Origin of the sequence: Pseudosulfitobacter sp. DSM 107133 (genome assembly GCF_022788695.1) — a bacterium.
In the GTDB taxonomy this organism is placed as follows: Bacteria; Pseudomonadota; Alphaproteobacteria; order Rhodobacterales; family Rhodobacteraceae; genus Pseudosulfitobacter.
Genome location: NZ_CP085154.1, coordinates 2173019 through 2198934 on the forward strand (window position 1 = coordinate 2173019; position 25916 = coordinate 2198934).

Consider the following 25916-nt stretch of genomic DNA (forward strand, 5'->3'; position numbering starts at 1 on the left):
ATCAGAAAAAGTCGATGGACACTTGCATCAGCCGCTCCACCTCGGGAACATCTTTGGCCATGCTGAAAATCGCGATAACGTCGCCCTCGTCGATGCGGGTCGAGGACAGCGGGCGGATCACTTCGCCGCCCTTGCGCACGGCGCCCACCAGCACCCCTTCGGGAAACTCGATTTCGCCGATCTTGCGGCCCGCGAGCGGCGAGGTCGACAGCACTTCGGCCTCGATCACCTCGGCTTCGGCATCCCCGATGGAATAGACCGAGCGCACACGCCCGTGGCGGATGTGGCGCAAGATCGACGACACGGTGGTGGCGCGCGGGTTGATATAGGCGTCGATGCCCAGGGGGCCCATCATCGGCACCAGCGTCGGGTCGTTGATCAGCGCGATGGCATAGGGGCAGCCTTCGGTCTTGGCGCGCACGGCCGCCAGCATGTTGGTCTTGTCGTCATCCGTCACCGCCAGCATCGCATCAGCGCGCGACACGCCCGCCTCGTGCAGCAGGGCCACGTCCAGACCGTCGCCGTTCAGAACAATGGTCCGCTCAAGCGCCTCGGCGGCACGTTCGGCGCATTTGCGGTTTTTCTCGATGATCTTGGTGCGCACGCGGCTGGTGCGTTTTTCCAGTTCGGCCGCGACAGCCAGACCGACATTGCCGCCCCCCACCAGAACGATGCGTTCCTGCTTGGCCATCTTCTTGCCGAAGATTTCCATCGTGCGGTTCACGTCGTCGACATGGGCAAAGACATAGCAATCGTCACCGACAAACAGCTGGTCCTTGGCCTCGGGGGTGAACAGGGTGCCGTCGCGGCGCACCCCCACCACCACTGCCCGCAAGGTCGAGAACAGATCGGTCAGCTGGCGCAGGGGCGTGTTCACCACCGGGCATTCTTCCTCGATGGTGATGCCCAGCAGGTGCGCCTTGCCATCCATGAACCGTTCGGTGTCAAAGGCTGCCGTTGTATGCAAGCGCTGCAACGCGGCCGCAGCCACCTCGCGTTCGGGGCTGATGACCACATCAATCGGCATGTGATCGCGCCGGTAAAGGTCGGAATAGATTGCATCCAGATAAGACTGCGAGCGCAGCCGCGCGATCTTGCGGTTGATGCCGAAAACCGAATGCGCCACCTGGCAGGTGACCATGTTGACCTCGTCCGAATAGGTGGCGGCGATGATCATGTCGGCGTCGCGCGCGCCTGCACGGTCCAGAATGTTTGGGTAGCTGGCATAGCCGGTGACCCCCTGCACATCCAGCGAGTCAGTGGCACGGCGCACCAGATCGGGGTCGTTATCGACCACGGTGACATCGTTGCGTTCATTCGACAGGTGACGTGCGATCTGCCAGCCAACCTGACCTGCACCGCAAATGATGACCTTCATGCGTTCCTTGCCCCTTTGGCAACCGCAACCACAGTGATCCGAAACATCTGAATGACAGATGGCCGAAACCGGGTCAATTCAATTGTAAACCCTAAGGATTTCCGGCAGTCTTGCCATATGAGAACCCGACTTTCCACCCTGTTGCTGACGCTTGCGCTGCCCGCCTGTGCGCCGCTGACGCTGTATTACAAGGCAGGCACGCCTGTCGCAACGGTTGAGCGGGATACGACCGCGTGCCAGGTGCAGGCGCTGCGTGATGCGCCGGTGGCCAATCAGGTGCGCCGCACGCCGCCCACCTATGTGCCGCCGCGCCGCTCCTGCGACTCGGCGGGAAATTGCACAACCACGGCCGGCTATTACCTGCCCGGCGAAGTCTATACCGTGGATGTGAACAGCGCCCTGCGCAAAAAGGTTGAAAACCAGTGTATGGCCGACCGTGGCTATAGCCCCGCCAGCATTCCGGCCTGTCCGCAGGGTGTGAAACAGGCGGCGCCGCTGGCGGCGACGGCAACCTTGCCCCGCCTCACACCCAAATCCTGCGCCATCCGCAATCGCGACGGCAGTTTCCAGATCGTCAATCAGGGCTGACAGGGCGCCTTCGGGGGCGCTGCCCCCGCGCCTTGCGGCGCTCCCCCGGAGTTTATCCGGCAAGATGAAGATATGACTTGGGGTCTGGACCCTAGTCTGCGTCTTCGGCGTCATCCATATGGGCCACGCGCGCACCGGCCTTGGCCGAGGTGACCACGCCGAGGCTTTTGAGTTTGCGGTGCAGCGCCGAGCGTTCCATGCCGACAAAATTGGCAGTGCGGCTGATGTTGCCGCCAAAGCGGTTGATCTGGGTCAGAAGGTATTCGCGTTCAAAGGCCTCGCGGGCCTCGCGCAGCGGCAAGGTGGCCAGCGAGCCGGACAGCACCACGCGGCCCTCGTCACCCTCGGCCGCCTCTTCGGTGCCGGGCAGTTCGCGCGCCTCGATGGGACCGGTGCCGTCCCCCAGGATCAGAACCCGTTCGACCAGGTTCTTGAGCTGGCGCACGTTGCCGGGCCAGATCATGGTTTGCAGCAAGGCCTGCGCCTCGTCACTGATGTGGCGTTTGGGCAAGCCCTGCGTGGCGTTGAATTCGTCGATGAAATGTTCGGCCAGCACCGGAATATCCTCGCGCCGGTCTTCCAGCGAAGGCACAGCAATGGGCACCACGTTCAGCCGGTGAAACAGTTCCTGACGGAAGGTTTCGGCGGCGATCGCCTGTTCCAGATCGCGGTTTGTCGAGGAAATCACCCGCAGATCGACGCGCACCTTGTCGTTGCCGCCAACACGGGTGAATTGCTGGTCAACCAGCACGCGCAGGATCTTGGACTGGGTGCCAAGCGGCATATCCGCGACCTCGTCGAAATAGATGACACCGCCATGGGCCTGTTCCAGCAGACCCGGCTCGACTCCGCGTTCGGCATTTTCGCGGCCGAACAGTACCTCTTCCATGCGGTCGGGGGCGATGCCTGCGCAGTTGATCGTGACAAAAGGCGCCGAGGCACGGTTGGAATGGGCGTGGATATAACGCGCAGCCAGTTCCTTGCCCGCACCTGCGGGGCCGGTCAGCATCACACGTCCGTTGGATTTGGTGACCTTGTCCAGTTGCGAAATCAACCCTTTGAACGCCGCACTTGACCCGATCATCTGCATCGGGCCGCTGTCCTGACGCCGCAAGCTCTGGTTTTCTCGCCGCAGGCGCGAGGTTTCCATGGCGCGGCGGATCACCACCAGAAGCTGGTCGATGTTGAACGGCTTTTCGATGAAATCATAGGCCCCCTGTTTGATCGCCGCGACCGCGATCTCGATGTTGCCATGGCCAGAAATGATGACCACCGGCACATCCGGGTTGTCGCGCTTGACCGTCTTGAGAATGTCGATCCCGTCCATCCGGCTGTCTTTCAGCCAGATGTCCAGGATCATCAGGGCCGGTGCCTCGGAATTGATGGCGTTCATCGCCTCGTCGGAATTGCCTGCCAGCCGTGTGGCAAACCCTTCGTCCTTGAGAATATCGGAAATCAATTCGCGGATATCGCGTTCGTCGTCGACAATCAGAATATCACTCATGTTACCTCACCTTTTTTATGTGTCGGCGTCAGTGGCAGTGCGATCACTGCCATCGCACCGAAATGCGTTTGCCCTTCAAATACGGGCGCATCTTCCAGCACCAGCGTGCCGCCGTGCTCTTCGATAATCTTCTTCACAATTGGCAACCCCAGACCCGTCCCGCTGGAGCGCGTGGTTACATAGGGCTCGAACAGACGCGCACGATCCTCCGGCAAACCGATCCCGTTGTCGGCGATCTGAATGATGGCGCGCGTGTTCTGAGTTTCAAGGCGGACGCGAATACGCGGCTCAAGACCTTGGGGGGGATTGTTTTCGGCAAGCGTTTCAATTGCTTCACCGGCATTCTTGATCAGGTTTGTCAGCGCCTGACCAATCATGGTTGCATCCAGATCGGTGGTTAGAGGTGCCTCTGGAAGGTCGGCGTCGATGATGACACCGGGTTGCCCCGCGCTTTGCAACGTGACCGCATCGCGCACGATCTGCACCAGATCATGGCTTTGCCGGTCGGGTTCGGGCATCCTTGCGAATTTCGAAAACTCGTCAACAATGCGGCGCAAGTCATTGGTTTGGCGCACAATCACATCTGTCATCTGCTCCAGACTGTCACTGTCGTCGCCAACTTTGGACGAAAACTTGCGCTTGATCCGCTCGGCGCTCAGCTGGATGGGGGTCAGCGGGTTCTTGATCTCGTGGGCGATGCGGCGGGCGACATCGCCCCAGGCCGCCATCCGCTGCGCGCTGACCAGATCGGTAACATCGTCAAAGGCCACAACATAGCCCTCAAGCCGTCCGTCTTCGGTGCGCCGCGTCGCCATGCGCACCAGCAGGTTTTCAAGGTGGCCATGACGGCTGACCTTGACCTCGCCCTGCGCGACCTCTTGAAGATTGGCTTTCAACATATTGAAAAGAGGCCCGAACTCTGGAATCGCAACGACCAGCGCAACCGATTGATTGTCATCCTTCCAATCCAACAGTCGTTCCGCAGACCGGTTCACAAAGGCGACGCGCCCTTCCGGGTCCAGTCCGACAACGCCCGAGGTGACCGAGCTGAGGACGGAATCGAACAGACGGCGGCGGCGCTCGATCTGGCGGGTGTTGTCCATCAGCGTGTCACGCTGGCCTTTCAATTGCAGGGTCATCTGGTTGAAATAGCGCCCCAGCATGGCAATCTCGTCGTCGCCCTCTTCCTCGGGCACGCGCACGTCCATGTCACCCGCGCCCACGCGCTGCGCGGCGCCGGTCAGCCGGCCCACGGGGCCAGACAGCCGTTCCGCGAACCACAGACCCAACCAGATTGCGGCCAGGATCAGGATCACGGCAAAGCCCAGATACAGCAGGCCGAATTCGAACAAAACGCGGCCACGTTCGTTTTCAAGCTGTTGGTACAGGCGCACGGTTTCCTGGGTTTCGTCCAGCAAGGACAGGATTTCGCCGTCGACATCGCGGCTGACATACAGAAAACGGTCAACCAGACTGGTCAGCGGCACCAACGCGCGAAATTCATTGTTGGGCCAGTCTTCGATAATCACCAGCCCGTCTTTGCGGGCCTCATCAAATTTGCTTTCCTCCGGCTTTTCGAAATCGAACAAATAGGATCTGTCGCCACGGGCTCGAATTTCGCCGGTGCCGTCGATCAGATAGGCCTCGCGCAGGCCGCGCTGGATCTGGCGCTGGCCCTCGGTCAGAATCTCAATATCGTTTTTAATGGGCTGCGTGCGACGGACACGGTCGATAAACTCGGCCAGCGCGCGGGCATCTTCCACAAGATCATCGTTTTGTTCGGCCTCATAGGCTTCGGCAGCCGCCAGAGACGAGCCGACAACATTGCTGACACGGTCCGAAAACCAGCCCTCAAGCCCGATGTTCACCGTCAGCCCGGCGAAAACCGCAACGGTCACCGTCGGGATCAGCGCCATCAGCGCAAACACGCCGGTCAGCCGCAAATGCAGCCGCGACCCTGCGGATTTTGCGCGGCGCGCCGCGATCAAACGGGCGACCTGGCTCATGACCAGGGCGGCGACCACCAGGATATAGACAAAGTCGGCCAGCAGAATCAGACGCAACGACATGTTGCCACTGCCCTGATCCAGCGGCCCCAGAATCAGAAATGTGGCCAGCGCCAGCACAGGCCCCAGAACCACCAAACCCAGCGTCGCGGCGTTGCGCACACGCTTTTGGCGGCGCAAACGCCCCAGAGTCACCCAACGTGATTGCCGTGTCCGGGTTGCCACCCTGCGCCCACCTGTTGATGCGGTGCCCGCAAGCACCTACCGCCATATATCGTGGTCCTAACCCGCAAGTGTCCGGATGGCCACGGTTTGATGTGGCAGTTTTACATCATCTTTCGACCGCGTGTCACCTGTATTCCAAGATCGGTGATCTTCTTGCGCAATGTATTTCGGTTGATCCCCAGAAGTTCGGCCGCTTTTGCCTGATTTCCTGCGGTTGCCGACAGGGCAATCTCGATCAGTGGCGCTTCGACTTCGCGCAATATCCTGCCGTGCAGGCCCGCAGGTGGCAACATATCGCCGTGCAGATCAAAATAGCGCTGCAAATGGCGTGCCACGGATGCACCCAGTTTCTCGGTGTCGCCCACCGATTGCAGCGGCTCCATCTCGGGCTGGTTGCCAAGGGCCTGTTTGACCTCGGCGGCGGCTATTTCGGGCAGACGGCTGGTCAACCCCAGACGGCGTACGGTGTTTTCCAGCTGGCGCACGTTGCCGGGCCAGGAATATGTGCGAAACACTTCGGCGGCTTCGTCCGACAGGGTCCGCTGGGCGGCACCCGATTTTTCACTTCGGGCCAGAAAGTGATGCGCCAGCAGCGGAATATCATCAACCCGTTCGCGCAAGGCAGGCACATGCAACGTTGCACCGCTGAGGCGGTAATACAGATCCTTGCGCACCGCGCCGCTTTCCATGGCGGCAGCCAGATCGGTCTGGCTGGTGGCCAGAAAACGCGGCACATCATCGCCCGAGGCATCGGTCATGCGCACGATACGCGCCTGAATTTCATCGGGAATATCGCCAATCTCGTCGATCAGCAGCGTACCCCCGCGCACCCGTGCCATTACCCGCGCGGGGCCTTCCAGATCTTGCAGATCGGCGGGCGTGACCGCGACGAAGGGCATCGAGCGACGGTCGGAAAAATCGTGAATGGCGCGCGCAATCAACGACTTGCCTGTGCCGCTTTCACCCCAGATCAGAACCGGAAGATCGGTGTTCATCACCTGCGCCACCACGCGGTACAGCGCCTGCATCACCGGCGTGCGCCCCACCAGCGGCAGATCATCGGGACGGTCGCCTTCCGATTGTTGGGTCTGGGGACGCTTGTGTTTGTTTTCCAGCGCCCGTGCCGTGCGCTTCATCAGGTCGGGCAGATCGAACGGCTTGGGCAGATAATCATAGGCTTCGGCCTCGGCGGCCTGAATCGCCGTCATGATCGTGTTCTGCGCCGAAATCACGATCACCGGCAGGCCGGGGCGGTCCTGTCCGATCTTGGGCAGCATTTCCAACCCGTTGCCATCGGGCATCATCACATCGGTGATGACAACGTCGCCTTTGCCCTCGCCAACCCAGCGCATCAACGTGGTCAGGGACGATGTGGCATGCACCTTGCACCCTGCCCGCGTCAGCGCCTGCGTCAGAACCGTGCGAATTGTGCGATCATCGTCTGCAACCAGAACCGTGCCGTCCATGCTCTATTCTTCCTTTTTCATCTTTATTTGCTTGGCTGCGCGCGCCAGCGACAACCGGAACACCGTGCGCCCGGGCACCGAGGTGACCGAGATCGACCCGCCGTGGTCGGAAATGATCTTGCTGACCAGCGCCAGCCCCAGACCGGTGCCGTTCTCGCGGCCCGACACAAACGGGTCGAACACATCGGCCTTGATCGCCTCGGGCAGGCCGGGGCCGTCGTCGATGATCTCGATCTGCAAGGGCAGCGAGCGACCCGTGCCATCGGCACGGCGCAGGCGGAACGAATGTTCAAAATAGCTGTGCAACCGGATCGTACCGCCCTCCTTGCCCGCCGCTTCCGAGGCGTTCTTGAGCAGGTTCAGCACCACTTGCAGCAACTGGTCGGGATCACCCTGCGCCATCGGCAGCGAGGGGTCGTAATCCTCGATGATTTTCATGTTCGCGCCAAACCCCAGCAGTGCCGAACGCCGCGCCCGGTCCAGAACGTCGTGGATGTTCACCTCGCGGAAGTCGGGGGGCGACAGGTTGCCAAACTGTTCGACCTGTTCCAGCAGTTTGACGATGCGCCGGCTTTCCTCGACGATCAGATCGGTCAGCTCCAGATCGTCCTTGCTCAGGCTCATGCTCAGCAGCTGCGCGGCACCTGTGATGCCGGCCAGCGGGTTCTTGATCTCGTGGGCCAGCATTTCGGCCATGCCGATGGCGGATTTGGCCGCCGATTTCACGCTGTCGTGCTGGGTGATGCGCCCGGCCAGCTCACGCGGGCTGATCAGCATGATCATCTGCCCCGGCGCACCCTGAAGCGGTGCAATCTGAAGCGCGCATTGCAACGGCGCGCGCTGGCCGCCGCCCACGTCCACGTCGTTGACGAACAGCGGCGTTTCATAGGTGCGGGCGCGGGCAAAGGCCTCTTCCAGCGGCGAATCCACGTTGACCTGATCCCAGACCGGCACCCCGGCCACAGATTTGGCCGAAACGTTCAGGAACCCTTCGGCCGCGGCGTTGATTTCCAGAATACGGTCGTCCGCATCAATCAACAGCGCCGGAACGGGCAGCGAGGCCCAGATATCTGCGGCAGGGCTCATGCGGCCACCTCTCCGGTCCAGGGCGACAGCGCATCGGTCAACAGACGCATCGTCTCGTTGGGCGTTTTGGCCGTCAGCACAGCACGGCGCAGGTCGGGCGACGTGCCTGCCGTGTCCATGTACCAGCCCAGATGTTTGCGCGCCACGCGCAGGCCCAGAACCGCGCCGTAAAAGCGCAGCATTTCGGCATAATGCGCCAGGACCATCTCTGCAAAAGCCTCACCCGTGGGGACGTCCGGCGCAGGCGTGCCATACAGCGCATGGGCCACATCTGCCAGCAACCAAGGCCGCCCCTGTGCCCCACGCCCGATCATCACGCCATCGGCACCGGATTGCTCTAAAGCCTGACGCGCGCTGGCCACGTCGACGATGTCGCCATTGGCGATCACCGGAATGCTCACCGCATCCTTCACGCCCCGGATCGCCGCCCAATCGGCGCGGCCCTTGTAGAACTGGCAGCGGGTGCGCCCGTGAATGACGATCTGGCGGATACCCGCCGCCTCGGCCCGTGCGGCAATCTGCGGGGCGTTCAGCATGTCGTCGTCCCAGCCCAGCCGTGTTTTCAGCGTCACGGGGATGCTAACCGCATTCACCACCGCCTCGATCAGGGCCAGCGCATGATCCGGCGTCTTCATCAGCGCCGAGCCGGAATAGCCTTGGGTGACCTTCTTGGCGGGGCAGCCCATGTTGATGTCGACCACCGCAGCGCCCTGCCCTTCGACCATGCGCGCGGCCTCGGCCATGGGCGCGGCCTCGCGGCCTGCAAGCTGTACAGCGGTCCCCTGCTGGTCCAGACCCAGCTCGGCCTTTTCACGGGTGCCGGGGCGCGCGTTCAGCATATCGGTGCTGGCCACCATCTCGGACACCACCATGCCCGCGCCGAACCGTGCCACAAGCTGGCGATACGGAAGGTCGGTGATTCCGGCCATCGGGGCCAGCATCACAGGGGCAATCATGGTCAATGGGTTATGGGGTTGGGGCAAATGCCTAATCCTTGTGCGTCTTTTCGGGTTAGCCGACCGGCTGGTCATCCTCAATGCTGCATGACCGAATTACGCCCAGCCCGGCAGCAGTAGCCTAATAATTAAGCACAACAACAGGTGAATTGCCAGTCCGCGCCATTCCCCCTACACATCAATCATGACTTCAACACCCCGCGCCCCCTGCATGACCTGCGCCGCCATCATCGTGGCGGCAGGCCGCGGGCTGCGTGCCGGCGGGGATGTGGCCAAGCAATGGCAACCGCTGGAAGGGGCCCGCGTGATCGACCATACGCTGGCGGCTTTTCAAGACCACCCGCTCATTTCCCATGTGGTGCTGGTGCTGCACGCCGATGACCTTGCAGCGGCCGCCTTTGACGATGTCACCTGCACCACGGGCGGTGCCGACCGTGCCGCATCGGTGCGCTCGGGGCTGGCGGCGCTGCCAGATCCGGACATCACCCATGTGCTAATCCACGATGTCGCCCGTCCCTGCATCACCGCGCGCACCATCAGCGATGTGATTGCCGCGCTGGAACACGCCTCCGGCGCCGCCCCTGCCTTGCCCGTCACCGACGCGCTGTGGACCGGCGCAGATGGCCATGTAACCGGCACACAGGACCGCACCGGCCTGTTCCGTGCGCAAACCCCCCAAGGGTTCGAGCGTGCCGCCATCACCGCCGCCCACGCGGCCCATGCAGGCAACGCCGCCGACGATGTCGAGGTGGCGCGCGCCGCAGGGCTTGACGTGGCCATCGTCGCGGGGGACGAGGACAACCTGAAAATCACCCATCCGGCCGACTTTGACCGTGCCGCACGCATTTTAAGAGGACGCAATGGACATCAGACTGGGTAACGGCTTTGACGTACATGCCTTTGACGACGGCGATCATGTGACGCTGTGCGGGGTGCGCATTGCCCACGATCAGGGGTTGAAGGGCCATTCGGATGCGGATGTTGCCATGCACGCCGTCACCGATGCGATCTACGGCGCGCTGGCGATGGGCGACATCGGCCAGCATTTCCCGCCCTCGGACCCGCAGTGGAAAGGGGCCGCCAGCCACATTTTCCTGACCCACGCGGTTGAACTGGCGCAAGAGCACGGTTTTGCCATCGGCAACATCGACTGCACGATCATCTGCGAGTTTCCAAAGATCGGCCCGCACAGCGACGCCATGCGCCACGAAATGGCACGGATTACCGGCGTCGAGCGCAGCCGCATCTCGGTCAAGGCGACCACATCGGAACGCCTGGGCTTTACCGGACGCGGTGAAGGCATCGCGTCGCTGGCAACCTGCACATTGGTGAAGACATGACAGACAAACTCGCAAAGGCCATCGGCACCGTTCTGGGTGTCGGCTATATCCGCCCCGCCTCGGGCACCTGGGGGTCGCTGGTGGCGCTGCCCTGGGCGTGGCTGCTGCATGTGATCGGCGGCTGGCCGCTGTTGATGGCCGGGATCGTGGTGATCTTTGCCGCCGGATGGTGGGCCACGGGTGTGATGACCAAGGGCAAGACCGACCATGACCCCTCCGAGATTGTCGCGGACGAGGTTGTCGGCCAGTGGATCGCCCTGCTGCCGCTGTCGATCGGTGCTGCGAACAACGGCGTGTCGATGCTGGCCATGTGGCCGGGCTGGGTCGCGGCATTTGTGCTGTTCCGTCTGTTCGACATCTGGAAGCCGTGGCTGGTGGGCCGGGCCGACCGGCGCGGCGATCCGTTGGGTGTGATGCTGGACGACGTGATCGCGGGCATCTTTGCCGCCATCGGCGTGGTGCTGATGGCCGGGCTGGCGCATGGGGTGCTGATGCGATGAGCCTGCCTGTCAGCGTATTGGAAGCCGCCAAGGCGCGCGGCGTGATGATTGCCACCGCCGAAAGCTGCACAGGTGGCATGGTGGCCGCGGCCCTGACCGACATTCCCGGATCATCGGCGGTGGTCGACCGTGGCATGGTCACCTATACCAACGCCGCCAAGGTCGAGATGCTGGGCGTGTCGCCCGCAACACTGGACGCGTTCGGCGCCGTGTCAGAGGAAACCGCCGCCGAAATGGCCACGGGCGCGCTGCGCCACAGTCACGCGCAGCTGGCCGTATCCATCACCGGAATCGCAGGCCCCGGCGGGTCCGACCACAAACCCGAGGGGCGCGTATGTTTCGCCGTCGCTGGCCCGCTGGGCGTGAAGTTACAAACAGTCGAATTCGGCGCGCAGGGCCGCGCAAATGTACGCGCAGCCGCCCGCGACCACGCCCTTGGCCTGCTGCTGGCAGCCCTCACGCGCCTCTAAAGCGTGCCTTTCCAAGATGCGTAAAATAAGGGCATAGGTGCGCAATTTTCGCCCGAATTTTGTGCAATCGTAAAATCGCCCACTTTTTCATCGCCCTGATGCAATAACACGCTTTCCCTCTGCTGCCCGCCTTGGCACGTCCCCCGAAAGCAATCGGGAGGGGACCCAAATGAACGCCGCTGACACAGCATGGATCATCACCGCAACAGCCCTTGTGCTGTTCATGACATTGCCGGGGCTTGCCCTGTTTTACGGCGGCCTTGTGCGCGCCCGCAACGTGCTGAGCGTGTTCATGCACGTCTATGCCATCGCCTGTTTGATGAGCCTGCTGTGGTTCGTTGTCGGCTATTCCATCGCCTTTGGCGGCGGCGACAGCGGACTCTGGGGCGGATTGGACAAACTGCTGTTGCTGGGTGTCACCGCCGACAGCCTGACCGGCACCCTGCCCGAAGTGCTGTTCTTTGCCTTCCAGATGACATTTGCCATCATCACCCCCGCACTGATCGTCGGCGCTTATGTCGAACGCATCGGCTTTGGCTTTGTGCTGCTGTTCTCGGGGCTATGGATGCTTCTGTGCTATGCGCCGGTTGTCCACTGGGTCTGGGGCGGCGGATTTCTGGCCGATGGCGGTATCTTTGGCGAGGTTGGCGTGCGCGACTTTGCCGGCGGCATCGTGGTGCATGAAACCGCAGGTCTGGCGGCGCTGATCCTCGCTGTCTTCCTGGGCAAGCGGCGCAACCACACCACCCCGCCGCACAATCCCGGCATGGTGATGATCGGGGCCGCGATGCTGTGGGTCGGCTGGTTCGGCTTCAATGGCGGCTCGCAACTGGCGGCAGACGGCGGGGCCGCGATGGCGCTGACGGTCACCCATATCTCGGCGGCCACCGCATCGCTGACATGGGCGCTGTGGGAACGGTTGAAGTTCGGGAAATCGTCGCTCGTGGGCATCGTCACCGGGACCATCGCAGGTCTTGCATCGATCACCCCCGCATCGGGTTTCGTGGGTCCGGTCGCGGCGCTGGTAATCGGCGCGGTCGCGGGCATCCTGTGTCAGGAAGCGGTCAACTTTATCCGCAACAAGGTCGTCATCGACGACACGCTTGACGTCTTTGCCGTGCACGGTGTCGGCGGTATCTTTGGCACCATCATGATCGCGGCCTTTGGCGCAGGCACATGGGCCGCGCAACTGGGATCGCTGGCGATTGTCGGGGTGTTCACCACGGTTGTCACTGTCATCCTGATCGTTGTTGTGCGCGCCATCACCCCGCTGCGCGTGGACGCCGAAACCGAAACCAACGGGCTTGATCTGGCCGTGCACGGCGAACGTGCCTACGACATCACCAGCTGACGCAAACGAAAAAGGCAGGCCCCAAAGCCCGCCTTCATCTTGCCAGGAAAACTCCCCCCGGAGGGTCGCTTTGCAGTAAAAGCGCGGCGGCCCGCCCCTATCCGTAAAGCTCGGCGGCCCGCCGTTCAAACGCCCGCACGATCCGTTGCATCGCTTCGTTGAACACGACCCCGATGATGCCCTGCAACACGCGGTTGCGGAATTCGAAGTCGACGAAAAACGACACATCACAGCCGCCTTCTGCATCCGAAAACGCCCAGTTCGATTTCATGTAGCGGAACGGCCCGTCCAGATATTCGGTGTCGATCTTGCGTGCCGCAGGCCACAGCACCACGCGGCTGGTAAAGCGTTCGCGGAACACTTTGAAGCTGATCACCAGATCGGCCTCCATCACCGCATGATCGCCCTGTGGCGTCGTTGACTTGACGCGCGCGGCGGCGCACCACGGCAGGAACTGCGGGTAAGAGCCGACATCGGCCACCAGATCATACATCTGTTGGGCGGTATAGGGCAGGAAACGGGTTTCGGAATGTGTCGGCATCACGCTATGAGTTATGGCAAGGGTTCCGGCCCATGTGTTACGAAACAGACCAGAGTTCAAGGGGAACGCCATGCCGGACCGGCCTTATGTGATTGATCAGATGATTTCGGCCAAGATGATTGCCGCGCGGATCGAAGAGCTCTGCGCGGAAATTCAGGACGAATTTCGCGACACCGACAAGCTGGTCGTCGTGGGCCTGTTGCGCGGCTCGTTTGTGTTCATTGCCGACCTTGTGCGCGAGCTGGACCTGCCCATCGAGGTCGATTTCCTTGAAGCGTCCTCATATGGCGATGCGATGGAATCCAGCCGCGAGGTGCGCATCCTCAAGGACCTGCGCGGCGCCATTGAAGGGCGCGACGTGCTGGTGGTCGAGGACATCGTCGACACCGGTCACACCCTGCACCATGTGGTCAACCTGCTGCGCTCGCGCGGGCCTGCGCGGCTGAAATCCATCGCCCTGCTGGACAAACCCGAGCGCCGCGAGATCGACATGAAAGCGGATTGGACCGGCTTTGAGATTCCCGACGAATTTGTCGTGGGCTATGGCATCGACTTTGCCCAACGCAACCGCAACCTGGGCTATATCGGCAAGGTGCGCTTTACATGAACCCGATCTGGTTCGTGCGCATGGCCCGTTGGGCGCGCAACCCGCCGTCATCGGCGCGGGTCCGGCTGGTCTTCGGGATCATCGCGGTGCTGCTGATGATCTGGGGCATCGAGAAAATGGGCTGGTGGCCCGACTAGGCCACAGCAACGCGCGCACGGCCCTGACGCGGGGTCTTGGGGGCGCTGCCCGTCGTTCTTGATGAGCGGGAGCGCTGCCCAAGTTTCTTATGAGCGGGGGCGCTGCCCCCGACGCCTGCGCGTCTCCCCCGGAGTTTATCGGGCAAGATGAAGATCAGGCCCCGACGCGGCGCAGCCCCGGAATGCCCCCAAGCGCCACCGCAAGACCGGTGGTCGCCAGCACAGCGCCCAGCCATTCGGGCGCCAAGGGCACTTCACCTGCCAGCGGAATGCCAAGGATCAGCGCGACCGCAGGCACCACCGCCGGAAACAAGGCCGCCGATCCCACGCCCAGAATTTCGACCGAACGCGCGTAAAAGACCATCGCCAGAACGCCCGACATCACGCCGTGCACACAAATCAGCAACAGCAGCTTTTCCGTCGGCAATGCCGCCAGACGCGCGAAAGTGCCAAACATCCAGACGCCCGGCAACACAACGACAGCCGACAGAACCGAAGCCGCCGCCGTGGCCGCGATGGCTCCCAGCTGCCAGATGCGCAGCAATATCGTGAAGATGGCCCAGCAGCTGCCCGCTGCAACGAACATCAGCTGGCCTTTCCACGCATCCGGGGCCGCAGCCGTGGTGCCGGTCAATGAAATCAATGCAATGCCGCCCAGCACCATGACAATGCCGGCGATGCGCGTCGCTTGAAGTTTTTCACCCAGAAACAGGATGGCTGCGCAAGTGCCGACCAATGCGGCGGTCGAGGGCTGTATAACCGCTCCGTGCGCCAAAGGCGCATAGTGGAAACCGCCCGCAGCAAACATCAGGAACAGCGGCCCGACAATGATCGCAACCACAATGCCCCTGCCCCAGCCAACGCCACCCAGATTGCCAAGGCCCTTGCGCACCAGCCACGGCAACAGGATCACCCCCGCCATGCCATAGCGCAAAACGATCACATCAATCGGCAATAACCCCGTCTGCGCCGCCTCGCGGGCATAGACGAAATACAGCGCCCACATCACCACCGCAGACAGGCCGAACAGAACGCCGGTCAGGCGCGCGCGCGCCGCATAGCCTGCACCCGCTTTGACCTCAGCCAAACTTGGCCAACCGCGCCGCACGCAACCGGGCAAAATCGTCGCCCGCGTGATAGGACGAGCGCGTCAGCGGTGTGGCCGAAACCATCAGGAAGCCCTTGCCGTAAGCCGCTTTTTCATAGGCGGCAAATTCGTCTGGATGCACGAAACGGTCAACGCGGTGGTGTTTGGGCGTCGGTTGCAGGTACTGCCCGATGGTCAGAAAATCGATGTCGGCGGCGCGCATGTCTTCCATGACCTGCATCACGGCCTGACGGTCCTCGCCCAGGCCCACCATGATGCCCGATTTGGTGAACATGGTCGGGTCCAGTTCCTTGACCCGCTGCAACAGACGCAACGAATGGAAATAGCGCGCACCGGGGCGCACCTCGGGGTAGAGACCCGGCACGGTTTCAAGGTTGTGGTTGAACACATCGGGGCGCGCCTCGACCACGACTTCCAACACTGACGGATCGCAGCGGATAAAGTCCGGCGTCAGGATCTCGATGGTGGTGTCGGGGCTGCGGTGGCGGATGGCGCGGATGGTCTGGGCAAAGTGATCTGCCCCGCCATCGGTCACGTCATCGCGGTCCACGCTGGTGATGACCACATGGTTCAGCCCCAGTTTCTCGACCGCATGGGCGACGCGGCCCGGCTCGAAGGCGTCCAGCGCCTCGGGCGGCTTGCCGGTGGCGATGTTGCAGAAGGTGCAGGCGCGGGTGCAGACCTCGCCCATGATCATCATGGTGGCATGCCCTTGCGACCAGCATTCGCCCACGTTGGGGCAACCGGCCTCTTCGCAAACGGTGGTCAGGTTGTTGTCGCGCATGATCTTGCGCGTCTCGGCATAGCCCTTGCCGCCCGGCGCCTTGACACGGATCCAGTCGGGTTTCTTGGGCTGCGGGTTGTCGGGGCGACGCGCCTTTTCAGGGTGGCGTTGCTCGGGGATTTTGAGATCGCGCATCAGACATCGCTTTCGGCAGATGGTTTAACGTTGAACTGTCTATACCATATGCAATTGAAGAATGAACACCAGCCTGCGCATGACAGCTATGTTTGCGCGTAATCTGCACTATTTCTCCGATGCTGCGGTCAAATTTTCAAGCGTTTTCAATGCCTCTGAGGAAAACACGATTATTTTAGTGCGATATTCGAACTGGGGTATTTCACCCCCGCGCCCGTTAGTTTAGATTGATTCTAGAAAGGCCCCGGCTGCCCGCAGGGTCCCGTCGCACAACATAGACCAAGCTCGAAACAAATCGGAGATTCCACGATGGACGGCGAAATGAAATGCCCCTTCAACAGCAAGAAACAGGTAAACAACCGCGATTGGTGGCCTGATGCGCTGAACCTCAAAGTGCTGAGCCAGCATTCGGCGCTGGTGAACCCGCTGGGCGAAGAATTCGACTATGCCGCCGCCTTTGGCACTCTGGATCTGGAAGCGGTCAAGCAGGACCTGTTCGCGCTGATGACCGACAGCCAGCCATGGTGGCCTGCGGATTACGGGCATTACGGTCCGCTGTTCATCCGCATGGCATGGCACAGTGCCGGCACCTACCGCTCGGCCGATGGCCGTGGCGGTGCCTCGACCGGCAACCAGCGGTTTGCGCCGCTGAACTCCTGGCCCGACAACGGCAACCTGGACAAGGCGCGCCGTCTGCTGTGGCCGATCAAGAAGAAATACGGCAACGCCCTGTCCTGGGCCGACCTGATGATTCTGGCCGGCAACTGCGCCATCGAATCGATGGGCGGCAAGGTGTTCGGTTTTGGCGGCGGTCGTGTCGACATCTACGAACCCGAGGAAGACATCCACTGGGGTGCCGAAACCGAATGGCTGGCCACATCTGACCAGCCGGGCACCCGTTATTCCGAAGGCCGCCAGCTGGACAACCCGCTGGCCGCTGTGCAGATGGGTCTGATCTATGTGAACCCCGAAGGGCCGGACGGAAACCCCGACCCTGTCGCATCCGGCTTTGACGTGCGCGACACGTTCAGCCGCATGGGCATGGAAGACGACGAAACCGTTGCGCTGGTTGCTGGCGGTCATACCTTTGGCAAGGCGCACGGTGCGGGCGATCCTGCCCTTGTCGGTGCCGAACCCGAAGCAGGTGAATTGCAGCAGATGGGTCTGGGCTGGGCCAACGCTCTGGGCTCGGGCGTTGGCGCACATGCAACCACATCCGGCATCGAAGGCGCATGGAAACCCAACCCCACCACGTGGGACATGGGCTATTTCGACGTTCTGTTCAAATACGAATGGAAACTGACCAAAAGCCCCGCAGGCGCACAGCAATGGACCCCCATCGACGTCGAAGAGGCCGACATGGTCGTCGACGCGCACGACCCAAGCAAAAAGCACCCGCCGATGATGACCACGGCAGATATGTCGATGAAGATGGACGAAGGCTTTGCCGCCATCTCGCGCCGCTTCCATGCCGACCCTGCCCTGTTCGCCGATGCTTTTGCCCGCGCGTGGTTCAAGCTGACCCACCGCGACATGGGTCCCAAGGCACGTTATCTGGGTGCCGACGTCCCTGCCGAAGACCTGATCTGGCAAGACCCGCTGCCCGCCGCGACCCACGCGCCGCTGAGCGAGTCGGATATTGCCAAGCTGAAGTCCGACATTCTGGCCACCGGCCTGTCGGTGTCCGAGCTGGTGTCGGTCGCATGGGCTTCGGCGTCGACCTATCGCGGGTCGGACCACCGGGGTGGCGCCAACGGCGCGCGCATCCGCCTGGCCCCCCAGAAAGACTGGACCGTCAACGAACCTGCCAAGCTGGCCAAGGTGCTGAAAGCGCTGGAAGGCGTGCAGGCGTCTTTCAGCAACGGCGTGTCGATGGCCGACCTGATCTTGCTGGGTGGTGTGGCTGCCATTGAAAAGGCCGCCGCAGACGCCGGCCACAAGGTCGCCGTGCCGTTCACGCCGGGCCGCGTGGACGCAACGCAGGAACAGACCGACATTGACGGCTTCAACCTGCTGGAACCGGTGGCCGACGGCTATCGCAACTATGTGGCCGACGGCATCACCGTAAAGGCTGAAAAGCTGCTGCTGGATCGCACCCAACTGCTGAACCTGACCGCGCCGGAAATGACGGTTCTGGTGGGTGGCCTGCGTGTTCTGGGCGCCAACTATGGCGACAGCAAAGACGGCGTGATGACAGATCGTCCCGGTCAGCTGACCAACGACTTCTTCACAAACCTGCTGGACATGAACATCCGCTGGGGCGCGTCGAACGAGGCACAGTCGTCCTTTGAAGGCAAGGATGCCAGCAGCGGTGAGGTCGTCTGGACCGGCACCCGTGCCGATCTGGTGTTCGGCTCGCATGCGCAACTGCGCGCACTGGCTGAAATCTATGGTCAGGACGATGCAGGCGAACGCTTTGTTCGTGACTTTGTCGCCGCATGGACCAAAGTGATGAACGCCGACCGCTTCGATCTGGCCTGATCATTTCCACACAAAACCAAGGGGCGTTCCGGTTTACTTCCGGGGCGCCCTTTTCTTTGGACGCTCCGGCTTCATCTTGCAAAAGCGTTTCGGGAAAAGCCTGAATCACTTGTTCGCTGCCTTTGCCTTCGGCTCAAACGCGAAAAGTGCTGCCTTGTGGTTTTAGATTTTCCCAAAAAGCTATAGAAAACTCCGGGGGAGCGCCGCAAGGCGCGGGGGCTGGCCCCCGACAATCCACAGGCACAGACTAACCGATCAGGCCGCCACCTGCGCCCGTCACCTCATCATAATGCCGTTTCAGCCGTATCAGCGCGATCCGCAGCACGATCTTGCCCGAGCGTGCCGACCAACCCAGCCGTTTTTCGGCCGTTTCCAAACCTTCAAGATAGCAACAGCAACGCAGCACCACATCCGACAGCCCCGGCCCCAGTTCGGCCAGTGCTGCGGAAACGCGCGCGCGCGCCGCCTCGGGGCCGGTGCCGACACTGTTGTCTGGTGCGACGCTGCCACGCGCCCCGCCGGTCAGAAAACCTTCCCAGTTCTGCGTGACGTTCGGGCCCATATTGGCCAGCTCAAAGTCTTCGCGCAGGCGTTCGCCAGCACCCACCAAGTCGGCACTTAGAAACCGCGACCCGTCCTTGTCGCGCCGCCGCGCCAGCGCGGTCAGCGGTGAATCCGACAGGCTATAGCGTATCCGACCGGGTGCACCCGGCCCTTGCGATTCTTGCGCCTTGGTGTCCCCCCGCGCGTGCTGTCCCCTAAAATGCGCCGGTGCTTCGGCAAATCCGTCGGCCAAATCGCCCTCGCCCGCATCGTTGATCATCTGCGTCAATGCCTGACGCCCCGCAGCCGTTATGCGGTAGCGTATGATCCGCCCCTGCCCATCAGGCGCGATCCAGTCCTTAAGCGCCATCGCCTCGGCAACATTACGGTCCACCACAGCGGTGCGCGTGGTTCCATCACGCACGACCACCGCCTTTTCCATATCTTCGGCCACGGCCAGAACCGCCCCTTTTTCACACATACGCCGCAGCACCCTGCACGCATCCTGTGCCAAATGGTCTGCGTCTTGCAGATCGCTCGTTCTACAGATCTGGTTCATGTCTGGACCGTCCTTTTGTTCTGAAGCATTTTCACCAACTGCATCACCGGAGCGGTCAATCGCGTGCGTGTTCAAATGGGCATTTGTCGCGGCTTTCTGAAACAGCCGGGCCCCCAGGTTTTGCAAGGCAGCGTCAACCAACGGGTCGTCGCGACGGCTTTCCAGACGTCTGACCTGTCGCAGGACTGTCGATGCATGACAGCCCGAAATGCGGGCCAGCTCCCTGATGGTCAGCCCCGCTTCGGTATGGGCCAAATAGGCCTGCGCTGACTCGGGCACCCAGCGTGGCGCGTCAGCAACCAACGACCGCTGATCCGAAAATCGGTCCATTGTCTTCATTCTCCCCTGAATTGGGTCCGTTGAGTTATCCACAGACTTACCCCCACAACCTTGGGGTGCACTGGTTACTCATTTCTTAATGAACCGGTGATACAGCAATCATTGTTTCTAAAAGATAAATTATGGTGAAAGCGGCGAACGCTCTCCAACCTCTGCGCGCAACACCCGCTCTGGCTGTGCCAAAGTGACCGCTGGCAGGCCATCTGTGGCCCGCAGTTCAGTCAGTGCAAAGGAACCAGACCATGCAAGATATCCTGTCGATGCTCGCCACCATTCAACGCCCGCGCCTGCTGATGCGGGCCGCACGTTTCGGAGCAGAGGAGTACCGTCGCGACGTGCATCTGCCGCGCCTGTTGGGCTATGGCAAACTGCCCCGCTATGGTGCGGCGCTGATACAACTGATGGATATGGAAGCGGCGCTGAATACCCAGCGCAAGGAGGATGACGCAGCCTATAGCCTGACCCGTCACATCGATATTCTGATCGCCATTGTGGCCGAGGCGCGCGTGTTGCGCACCGCCCAGAACTAGGGCGATGCGCGGGTCGATTACATGAACGAATCGGGTTCGGCGGCCTTGCGTTTGGCCACAAAGGCGTCCAGCGCCTCGACAACCGCAGGGTCAATCGGCGGCTGCTGGTAGTCGTTCAGCATCTTCTCGACCCGGACCGAGGCCAGCGCCTGCGTGTCGCGCGCGCCTTCGTCCTGCCATGTCTCGAACGGCTTGTAGTCCAGCAGATCGGACTTCCAGAACGCGGATTTAAAGTTCGCCTGCGTATGGGCGCAGCCCAGATAGTGCCCGCCCGGACCGACTTCGCGGATCGCGTCCATGGCTTGGGCGTTTTCATCAATCTGAACGCCTTTGGCAATGTGGTGCAGCGTGCCCAGCTGGTCGGCGTCCATCACGAATTTTTCAAACGACGACACCAGACCGCCTTCAAGCCAGCCACAAGAGTGCAGCATGAAGTTCACACCCGACAACAGACCCATGTTCAGCGAGTTCGATGTCTCATAAGCCGCCTGCGCATCGGGCAGTTTCGAACCACAGAACGACCCCGCCGAGCGGAACGGCAGCCCCATGCGCCGCGCCAGCTGGCCCGCGCCATAGGTGATGTGCGCCGCTTCGGGTGTACCAAAGGTCGGCGCGCCCGAGTTCATGTCGATCGAGGTTACAAACGCCCCAAAGATTACCGGTGCACCCTTGCGGCACAGCTGGCTATAGGCGATGCCCGCCAGAACTTCGGCCAGCACCTGCGTCAGCGTGCCCACGACGGACACCGGCGCCATCGCACCGCCGACGATAAAGGGCGAGATGATGCAGGCCTGGTTGTTCTGCGCATAGACTTCCAGCGCGCCCATCATGACGTCATCGAATGTCATGGGCGAGTTGATGTTGATCAACGAGGTCATCACAGTGTTCTGCTGCACAAAGTCGTCACCGAACAACACGCCGCACATGTCCACAGAATCCTGCGCACGGCTGGGTTCGGTGACCGAGCCCATGAACGGCTTGTCCGACAGGGTCATGTGGGCATACAGCATGTCCAGGTGGCGTTTGTTCACCGGGATGTCGGTGGGTTCGCACACGGTGCCGCCCGAATGGTGCAGCCATTTCGACATATAGGCCAGTTTCACGAACTTCTGGAAATCCGCCAGCGTCGCATAGCGGCGGCCACCGGCGGCATCACGCACAAAGGGCGGGCCATAGACAGGTGCCAGCACCAGATTGCGGCCGCCGACGACGACGTTGCGCTCGGGGTTACGGGCGTGTTGGGTATATTCTGACGGGGCCGTCTTGCACAGCTCGCGCGCCAGCCCCTTGGGAATGCGCACCCGTTCGCCGTCGACGTTTGCACCCGCTTCGCGCCAGCGTTCCAGCGCCTTGGGGTTATCGGGGAAATTCACACCGATCTCTTCCAGGATCGTATCGGCATTGGCTTCGATAATCTGAAGCGCTTCCTCGTTCAGGATTTCCAGATTGGGAATGTTGCGCTCGATGTATTTGGCCGTTTCGAACGACACAGCGCTGCGCTCGGCGCGCCGTGCAGCTCCGCCACCACCGCGTCCGCGCCGTCCACGTGCTTCTGTATCTGTCATGATTCCATTCCCTTGCTCGTGCTCAAGCTATTTCTGACCTGCTGATTAACCCGACGAGTCGCCGGACAGCACGCCCTGAACGGCAGCCAAGGGCAAAAAGCGACATATCCCGGCCCTGTGCGTCCCCAACTTGCAAAATAATCCCGCGCCAGTTGGCCTGTGGGCCGTCTGACGCTTGCCACAGACTGCCCGCAGCCTTAACAGGTTTGCATGAAACAAAGCTCCCATGACCGCCTTCTGATCATCGACTTCGGCAGCCAGGTAACGCAGCTGATTGCGCGTCGCCTGCGTGAACTGAATGTCTATTGCGAAATCCATCCGTTCAATTCGGTGACCGATGCCTTTCTGGCCGAATTCGCGCCCAAAGCCGTGATTTTTTCGGGCGGGCCGTCTTCGGTCTTTGCCGAAGGTGCGCCAATGCCGCCCGCCTCGGTCTTTGACCTTGGTGTTCCGATTTTGGGCATCTGCTATGGCCAGCAGGTTATGATGCATTGCCTGGGCGGCAAGGTTGAACGCGGCCACGGCACCGCCGAATTTGGCCGGGCCTATGTCAGCAAGGGCGCCAAGCCGCTGGACTGGCTGAACGGCTGGTTCCTGGAAGACCGCGAACAGGTCTGGATGAGCCACGGCGACCATGTCAGCGCATTGGCCCCCGGTTTCGAGGTCTACGGCACATCGCCCAACGCGCCGTTTGCGATCACCGCCGACGTCGCACGCAATTTCTATGCCGTGCAGTTCCACCCCGAGGTGCACCACACCCCCAATGGCAAGACGCTGTACGAGAATTTTGTCAAACTGGCCGGGTTCAAGGGCGACTGGACCATGGACGCCTACCGCGAGGAAGCCATCGCGCGCATCCGCGCGCAGGTGGGCGACGGCAAGGTGATCTGCGCGCTTTCGGGCGGCGTCGACAGCTCGGTCGCTGCCGTGCTGATCCACGAGGCCATCGGCGAGCAGCTGACTTGCGTCTACGTCGATCACGGTCTGATGCGCAAAAACGAAAGCGAACAGGTCGTCGGCATGTTCCGCGAACATTACAATCTGCCGCTGATCCACGCCGACGAATCCGAACTGTTCCTGGGCAAGCTGGACGGCGTCAGCGACCCCGAGACCAAGCGCAAGATCATTGGCGGCCTGTTCATCGACGTGTTCGAGAAATACGCCAAGCAGATCGGAGGCGCGGATTTCCTGGCGCAGGGCACACTTTACCCCGATGTCATTGAAAGCGTGTCCTTTTCTGGCGGCCCCTCGGTCACCATCAAATCGCACCACAACGTCGGCGGCCTGCCCGAGCGGATGAACATGAAGCTGGTCGAGCCGCTGCGCGAACTGTTCAAGGACGAAGTGCGCGCGCTTGGCCGCGAGCTGGGTCTGCCCGACAGCTTTATCGGGCGTCACCCCTTCCCCGGACCGGGTCTGGCGATCCGTTGCCCCGGCGAAATCACCCGCGCCAAGCTGGACATCCTGCGCGAGGCGGATGCAGTCTATATCGACCAGATCCGCAAGCACGGGCTGTACGATGAAATCTGGCAGGCCTTTGTCGCCATCCTTCCGGTCCGTACCGTGGGCGTGATGGGCGACGGGCGCACCTATGATTTCGCCTGCGCACTGCGGGCGGTGACATCGGTGGACGGCATGACCGCCGACTATTACCCCTTTACCCACGATTTCCTTGGCGAAACCGCCACGCGGATCATCAACGAAGTGCCGGGGATCAATCGGGTGACCTATGACATCACCTCGAAACCTCCGGGCACCATCGAGTGGGAATAAACGTTTCTTCAGCCCTGCCTGCGGGGCTGTCTTATATACCCCAGCCAAGGCGCTAACCTCATGAACCCCATCCTCAAGGCCGCCCTCTGGATGAGCGGCTCCATCGCGTCGTTTTCGGCCATGGCTGTGGCGGGGCGCGAAGTTGCCTTCGAGCTCGATACCTTTGAAATCATGATGTATCGCAGCCTTGTGGGCGTGGTGATTGTCTGTTTGGTGGCAGGTGTGACCGGCACATGGCGGCAGGTCAACACCCAACAAATGGGCACCCATCTGTTCCGTAACGTGGCGCATTTTACTGGCCAGAACCTGTGGTTCTATGCGGTGACCGTTATCCCGCTGGCGCAGGTCTTTGCATTGGAATTCACCTCGCCCATATGGGTGATCGTGCTGTCGCCGCTGATACTGGGCGAACGACTGACGTTGGTGCGTGCACTGGCTGCCATCATGGGCTTTGTCGGCATCCTGATCGTGGCACGTCCCGATATGGGTGCGATCAACGCAGGCGTTGTTACGGCGGCCAGCGCCGCGATCTTTTTCGCGCTGACAATCATGTTCACCAAGCGGCTGACCCGCACCCAGTCGATCACCTGTATCCTGTTCTGGCTGACCTCGATGCAGCTTGTCATGGGGCTGGTGATGGCCGGATACGACGGCGACGTGATGCTGCCCACCGCCGCCACACTGCCGTTTCTGGTGTTGATCGGGCTGGCGGGCCTGTTGGCGCATTTTTGTCTGACCAACGCGCTGAAAATCGCACCGGCTACCGTGGTGGTGCCCATCGACTTTATCCGTCTGCCCACCATCGCGATTGTGGGAATGCTACTGTATCGCGAAAGCATTGATATTTGGGTGTTTGTTGGCGCTTTGGTGATCTTTGCGGGCAACTATATGAACATCTGGTTCGAAACCCGACGCCGGTGATTGCACAGCATTCGGATCGCAGAGGTGCGTGTGCCCTGCTAGGTCTGGCACCATGAGCGATCAAAAATCCATATCCGGCCGCGCATGGGCCGAAATGCTGTTGCTGGGGCTGATCTGGGGCGGGTCATTCCTGTCGATCCGCGTCGCACTGGACGAAATCGGACCGTTGTGGGCCGTGGCGCACCGCACCGGATGGGCCATGCTGGTGCTGTGGAGCGTGGTGGCGTTGCGCCGCATCTCCCTGCCCCGGGACACGAGGGTCTGGGGGGCCTTTCTGGTGATGGGCCTGCTGAACAATGTGATCCCCTTTGGCCTGATGGCGTGGGGCCAGTTGCACATCTCCAGCGGGCTGACCTCGATCTTTAACGCGGCCACGGCAATCTTTGGCGTTCTGGCGGCGGCCCTGTTCTTTGCAGACGAACGCATGACGGCGCGCCGCGCGCTTGGCGTGGGTTTGGGCTTTGCCGGGGTAGCCACGGCCATCGGACTGGACAGCCTGCGCAGCTTTGATCTGCAAAGCCTTGCCCAACTGGCGGTTCTGGCGGGTGCTGCCAGCTATGCGCTGGCCAGTGTCTGGGCCCGTAAATACCTGGGTGGCCTGCACCCCGTTCTGGCGGCGGCGGGCATGTTGACAGGGTCCAGCCTGATCACAATCCCTCTGGCCTGGAGCGTCGAAGGTCCGGTCACGCTGGCGATGGCCCCCGACACATTGCTGGCCATCGCCTATTACGCGATTGTCGCCACGGCGGGGGCCTATTTGCTGTATTATCGCGTGTTGCAGATGGCGGGCAGCGGGAATCTGATGATCGTCACCCTGTTGATCCCGCCCGTCGCAATCACACTGGGTGCCTGGGTGCGGGGCGAAACATTGGGGGCGCAGGCCTATGCTGGATTTGCCCTGCTGGCGCTGGGGTTGCTGGTTCTGGACGGGCGTATCTGGTCGGCGTGGCGCGCAAGATGATTGACCGCAGACACACCTATAGGTAGAAGTTGCTTCAGGCACTATTTACAACAGACACCACC

Annotated in this window: 24 protein-coding genes; 13 read left to right on the forward strand and 11 right to left on the reverse strand. The window is 61.7% G+C overall.

The features are described 5' to 3' along the window. Nucleotide 1 precedes the first annotated feature (1 nt). Nucleotides 2–1378, reverse strand: a complete 1377-nt coding sequence (gene trkA, locus DSM107133_RS10690) for a Trk system potassium transporter TrkA (protein WP_114295447.1) — start codon at nucleotides 1376–1378, stop codon at nucleotides 2–4. A gap of 117 nt (nucleotides 1379–1495) precedes the next feature. On the opposite strand from trkA, the gene DSM107133_RS10695 reads away from it, so the two are divergent. After that, nucleotides 1496–1966 carry a hypothetical protein gene (locus DSM107133_RS10695; protein WP_114295448.1) on the forward strand — a complete coding sequence of 157 codons (471 nt, stop codon included), beginning with the start codon at nucleotides 1496–1498 and terminating at the stop codon, nucleotides 1964–1966. A 91-nt stretch (nucleotides 1967–2057) separates the two neighbouring features. Here the strand turns inward: DSM107133_RS10695 and DSM107133_RS10700 are convergent, their stop codons facing one another. The 5 genes from DSM107133_RS10700 to dusB form a co-directional block, all read right to left on the reverse strand. Continuing rightward, nucleotides 2058–3470 carry a sigma-54 dependent transcriptional regulator gene (locus DSM107133_RS10700; protein WP_114295449.1) on the reverse strand — a complete coding sequence of 471 codons (1413 nt, stop codon included), beginning with the start codon at nucleotides 3468–3470 and terminating at the stop codon, nucleotides 2058–2060. Beyond that, entirely contained in the window at nucleotides 3467–5701 is a 2235-nt protein-coding gene (locus DSM107133_RS10705; RefSeq protein ID WP_240310692.1) for a PAS domain-containing sensor histidine kinase, read from the reverse strand. Before DSM107133_RS10705 ends, DSM107133_RS10700 begins: the two co-directional genes overlap by 4 nt. Nucleotides 5702–5802: 101 nt before the next feature. Then, nucleotides 5803–7167, reverse strand: coding sequence for a response regulator (locus DSM107133_RS10710; RefSeq protein WP_114295451.1), 1365 nt, complete (start codon nucleotides 7165–7167; stop codon nucleotides 5803–5805). 3 nt (nucleotides 7168–7170) lie between these two features. After that, nucleotides 7171–8253, reverse strand: coding sequence for an ATP-binding protein (locus DSM107133_RS10715; protein ID WP_114295452.1), 1083 nt, complete (start codon nucleotides 8251–8253; stop codon nucleotides 7171–7173). Further along, nucleotides 8250–9209: a tRNA dihydrouridine synthase DusB gene (gene dusB, locus DSM107133_RS10720; RefSeq protein WP_114295605.1), complete on the reverse strand. Its 960-nt coding sequence runs from the start codon at nucleotides 9207–9209 to the stop codon at nucleotides 8250–8252. The genes DSM107133_RS10715 and dusB overlap by 4 nt, the downstream gene beginning before the upstream one ends. A 211-nt stretch (nucleotides 9210–9420) precedes the next feature. Between dusB and ispD the strand changes: the two genes are divergently transcribed. The 5 genes from ispD (at nucleotide 9421) to DSM107133_RS10745 (ending at nucleotide 12870) form a co-directional block, all read left to right on the forward strand. Then, nucleotides 9421–10089, forward strand: coding sequence for a 2-C-methyl-D-erythritol 4-phosphate cytidylyltransferase (gene ispD, locus DSM107133_RS10725; RefSeq protein WP_114295453.1), 669 nt, complete (start codon nucleotides 9421–9423; stop codon nucleotides 10087–10089). Then, a complete protein-coding gene (ispF, locus tag DSM107133_RS10730; RefSeq protein WP_114295454.1) occupies nucleotides 10070–10549 on the forward strand; it encodes a 2-C-methyl-D-erythritol 2,4-cyclodiphosphate synthase in 480 nt (159 codons plus the stop codon). Before ispD ends, ispF begins: the two co-directional genes overlap by 20 nt. Beyond that, nucleotides 10546–11049, forward strand: a complete 504-nt coding sequence (locus DSM107133_RS10735) for a phosphatidylglycerophosphatase A (RefSeq protein WP_114295455.1) — start codon at nucleotides 10546–10548, stop codon at nucleotides 11047–11049. Before ispF ends, DSM107133_RS10735 begins: the two co-directional genes overlap by 4 nt. Then, nucleotides 11046–11519 (forward strand): CinA family protein, encoded by a 474-nt coding sequence (locus tag DSM107133_RS10740; RefSeq protein ID WP_114295456.1) that lies wholly within the window; start codon nucleotides 11046–11048, stop codon nucleotides 11517–11519. The genes DSM107133_RS10735 and DSM107133_RS10740 overlap by 4 nt, the downstream gene beginning before the upstream one ends. 169 nt (nucleotides 11520–11688) lie before the next feature. Then, nucleotides 11689–12870 carry an ammonium transporter gene (locus tag DSM107133_RS10745; RefSeq protein ID WP_114295457.1) on the forward strand — a complete coding sequence of 394 codons (1182 nt, stop codon included), beginning with the start codon at nucleotides 11689–11691 and terminating at the stop codon, nucleotides 12868–12870. Nucleotides 12871–12967: 97 nt separating this feature from the next. On the opposite strand, the gene DSM107133_RS10750 is transcribed toward DSM107133_RS10745, so the two are convergent. Further along, complete coding sequence (locus tag DSM107133_RS10750) at nucleotides 12968–13411, reverse strand: type II toxin-antitoxin system RatA family toxin (RefSeq protein WP_114295458.1); 444 nt, start codon at nucleotides 13409–13411, stop codon at nucleotides 12968–12970. Between the two features lie 70 nt (nucleotides 13412–13481). Here DSM107133_RS10750 and hpt point away from each other — a divergent pair, with 70 nt between their 5' ends. Continuing rightward, complete coding sequence (hpt, locus tag DSM107133_RS10755) at nucleotides 13482–14018, forward strand: hypoxanthine phosphoribosyltransferase (protein ID WP_114295459.1); 537 nt, start codon at nucleotides 13482–13484, stop codon at nucleotides 14016–14018. Then, a complete protein-coding gene (locus DSM107133_RS10760) occupies nucleotides 14015–14155 on the forward strand; it encodes a hypothetical protein (protein WP_205387910.1) in 141 nt (46 codons plus the stop codon). Before hpt ends, DSM107133_RS10760 begins: the two co-directional genes overlap by 4 nt. A gap of 154 nt (nucleotides 14156–14309) precedes the next feature. Here the strand turns inward: DSM107133_RS10760 and DSM107133_RS10765 are convergent, their stop codons facing one another. Together DSM107133_RS10765 and lipA are read right to left on the reverse strand one after the other, a co-directional pair. Next, nucleotides 14310–15242 (reverse strand): DMT family transporter, encoded by a 933-nt coding sequence (locus tag DSM107133_RS10765; RefSeq protein WP_114295460.1) that lies wholly within the window; start codon nucleotides 15240–15242, stop codon nucleotides 14310–14312. After that, nucleotides 15235–16182: a lipoyl synthase gene (lipA, locus tag DSM107133_RS10770; RefSeq protein ID WP_114295461.1), complete on the reverse strand. Its 948-nt coding sequence runs from the start codon at nucleotides 16180–16182 to the stop codon at nucleotides 15235–15237. Before lipA ends, DSM107133_RS10765 begins: the two co-directional genes overlap by 8 nt. 309 nt (nucleotides 16183–16491) lie before the next feature. On the opposite strand from lipA, the gene katG reads away from it, so the two are divergent. Next, nucleotides 16492–18663, forward strand: a complete 2172-nt coding sequence (gene katG, locus DSM107133_RS10775) for a catalase/peroxidase HPI (RefSeq protein WP_114295462.1) — start codon at nucleotides 16492–16494, stop codon at nucleotides 18661–18663. Nucleotides 18664–18910: 247 nt separating this feature from the next. Here katG and DSM107133_RS10780 read toward each other — a convergent pair whose 3' ends face one another. Next, entirely contained in the window at nucleotides 18911–20095 is a 1185-nt protein-coding gene (locus tag DSM107133_RS10780) for a DUF6456 domain-containing protein (protein ID WP_114295463.1), read from the reverse strand. Between the two features lie 251 nt (nucleotides 20096–20346). On the opposite strand from DSM107133_RS10780, the gene DSM107133_RS10785 reads away from it, so the two are divergent. After that, nucleotides 20347–20634, forward strand: coding sequence for a DUF6477 family protein (locus tag DSM107133_RS10785; protein ID WP_114295464.1), 288 nt, complete (start codon nucleotides 20347–20349; stop codon nucleotides 20632–20634). Nucleotides 20635–20651: 17 nt separating this feature from the next. On the opposite strand, the gene DSM107133_RS10790 is transcribed toward DSM107133_RS10785, so the two are convergent. After that, on the reverse strand, nucleotides 20652–22199 hold the full coding sequence (locus tag DSM107133_RS10790) for a trimethylamine methyltransferase family protein (protein ID WP_114295465.1): 1548 nt from the start codon (nucleotides 22197–22199) through the stop codon (nucleotides 20652–20654). 210 nt (nucleotides 22200–22409) lie between these two features. Here DSM107133_RS10790 and guaA point away from each other — a divergent pair, with 210 nt between their 5' ends. Genes guaA through DSM107133_RS10805 form a run of 3 tightly spaced genes read left to right on the forward strand, consistent with a single transcriptional unit; the run spans nucleotide 22410 to nucleotide 25854 of the window. Beyond that, nucleotides 22410–23972, forward strand: a complete 1563-nt coding sequence (gene guaA / locus DSM107133_RS10795; RefSeq protein WP_114295466.1) for a glutamine-hydrolyzing GMP synthase — start codon at nucleotides 22410–22412, stop codon at nucleotides 23970–23972. A 60-nt stretch (nucleotides 23973–24032) separates the two neighbouring features. Then, nucleotides 24033–24893: a DMT family transporter gene (locus DSM107133_RS10800; RefSeq protein ID WP_114295467.1), complete on the forward strand. Its 861-nt coding sequence runs from the start codon at nucleotides 24033–24035 to the stop codon at nucleotides 24891–24893. Between the two features lie 52 nt (nucleotides 24894–24945). Continuing rightward, entirely contained in the window at nucleotides 24946–25854 is a 909-nt protein-coding gene (locus DSM107133_RS10805) for a DMT family transporter (protein ID WP_114295468.1), read from the forward strand. Nucleotides 25855–25916 lie beyond the last annotated feature (62 nt).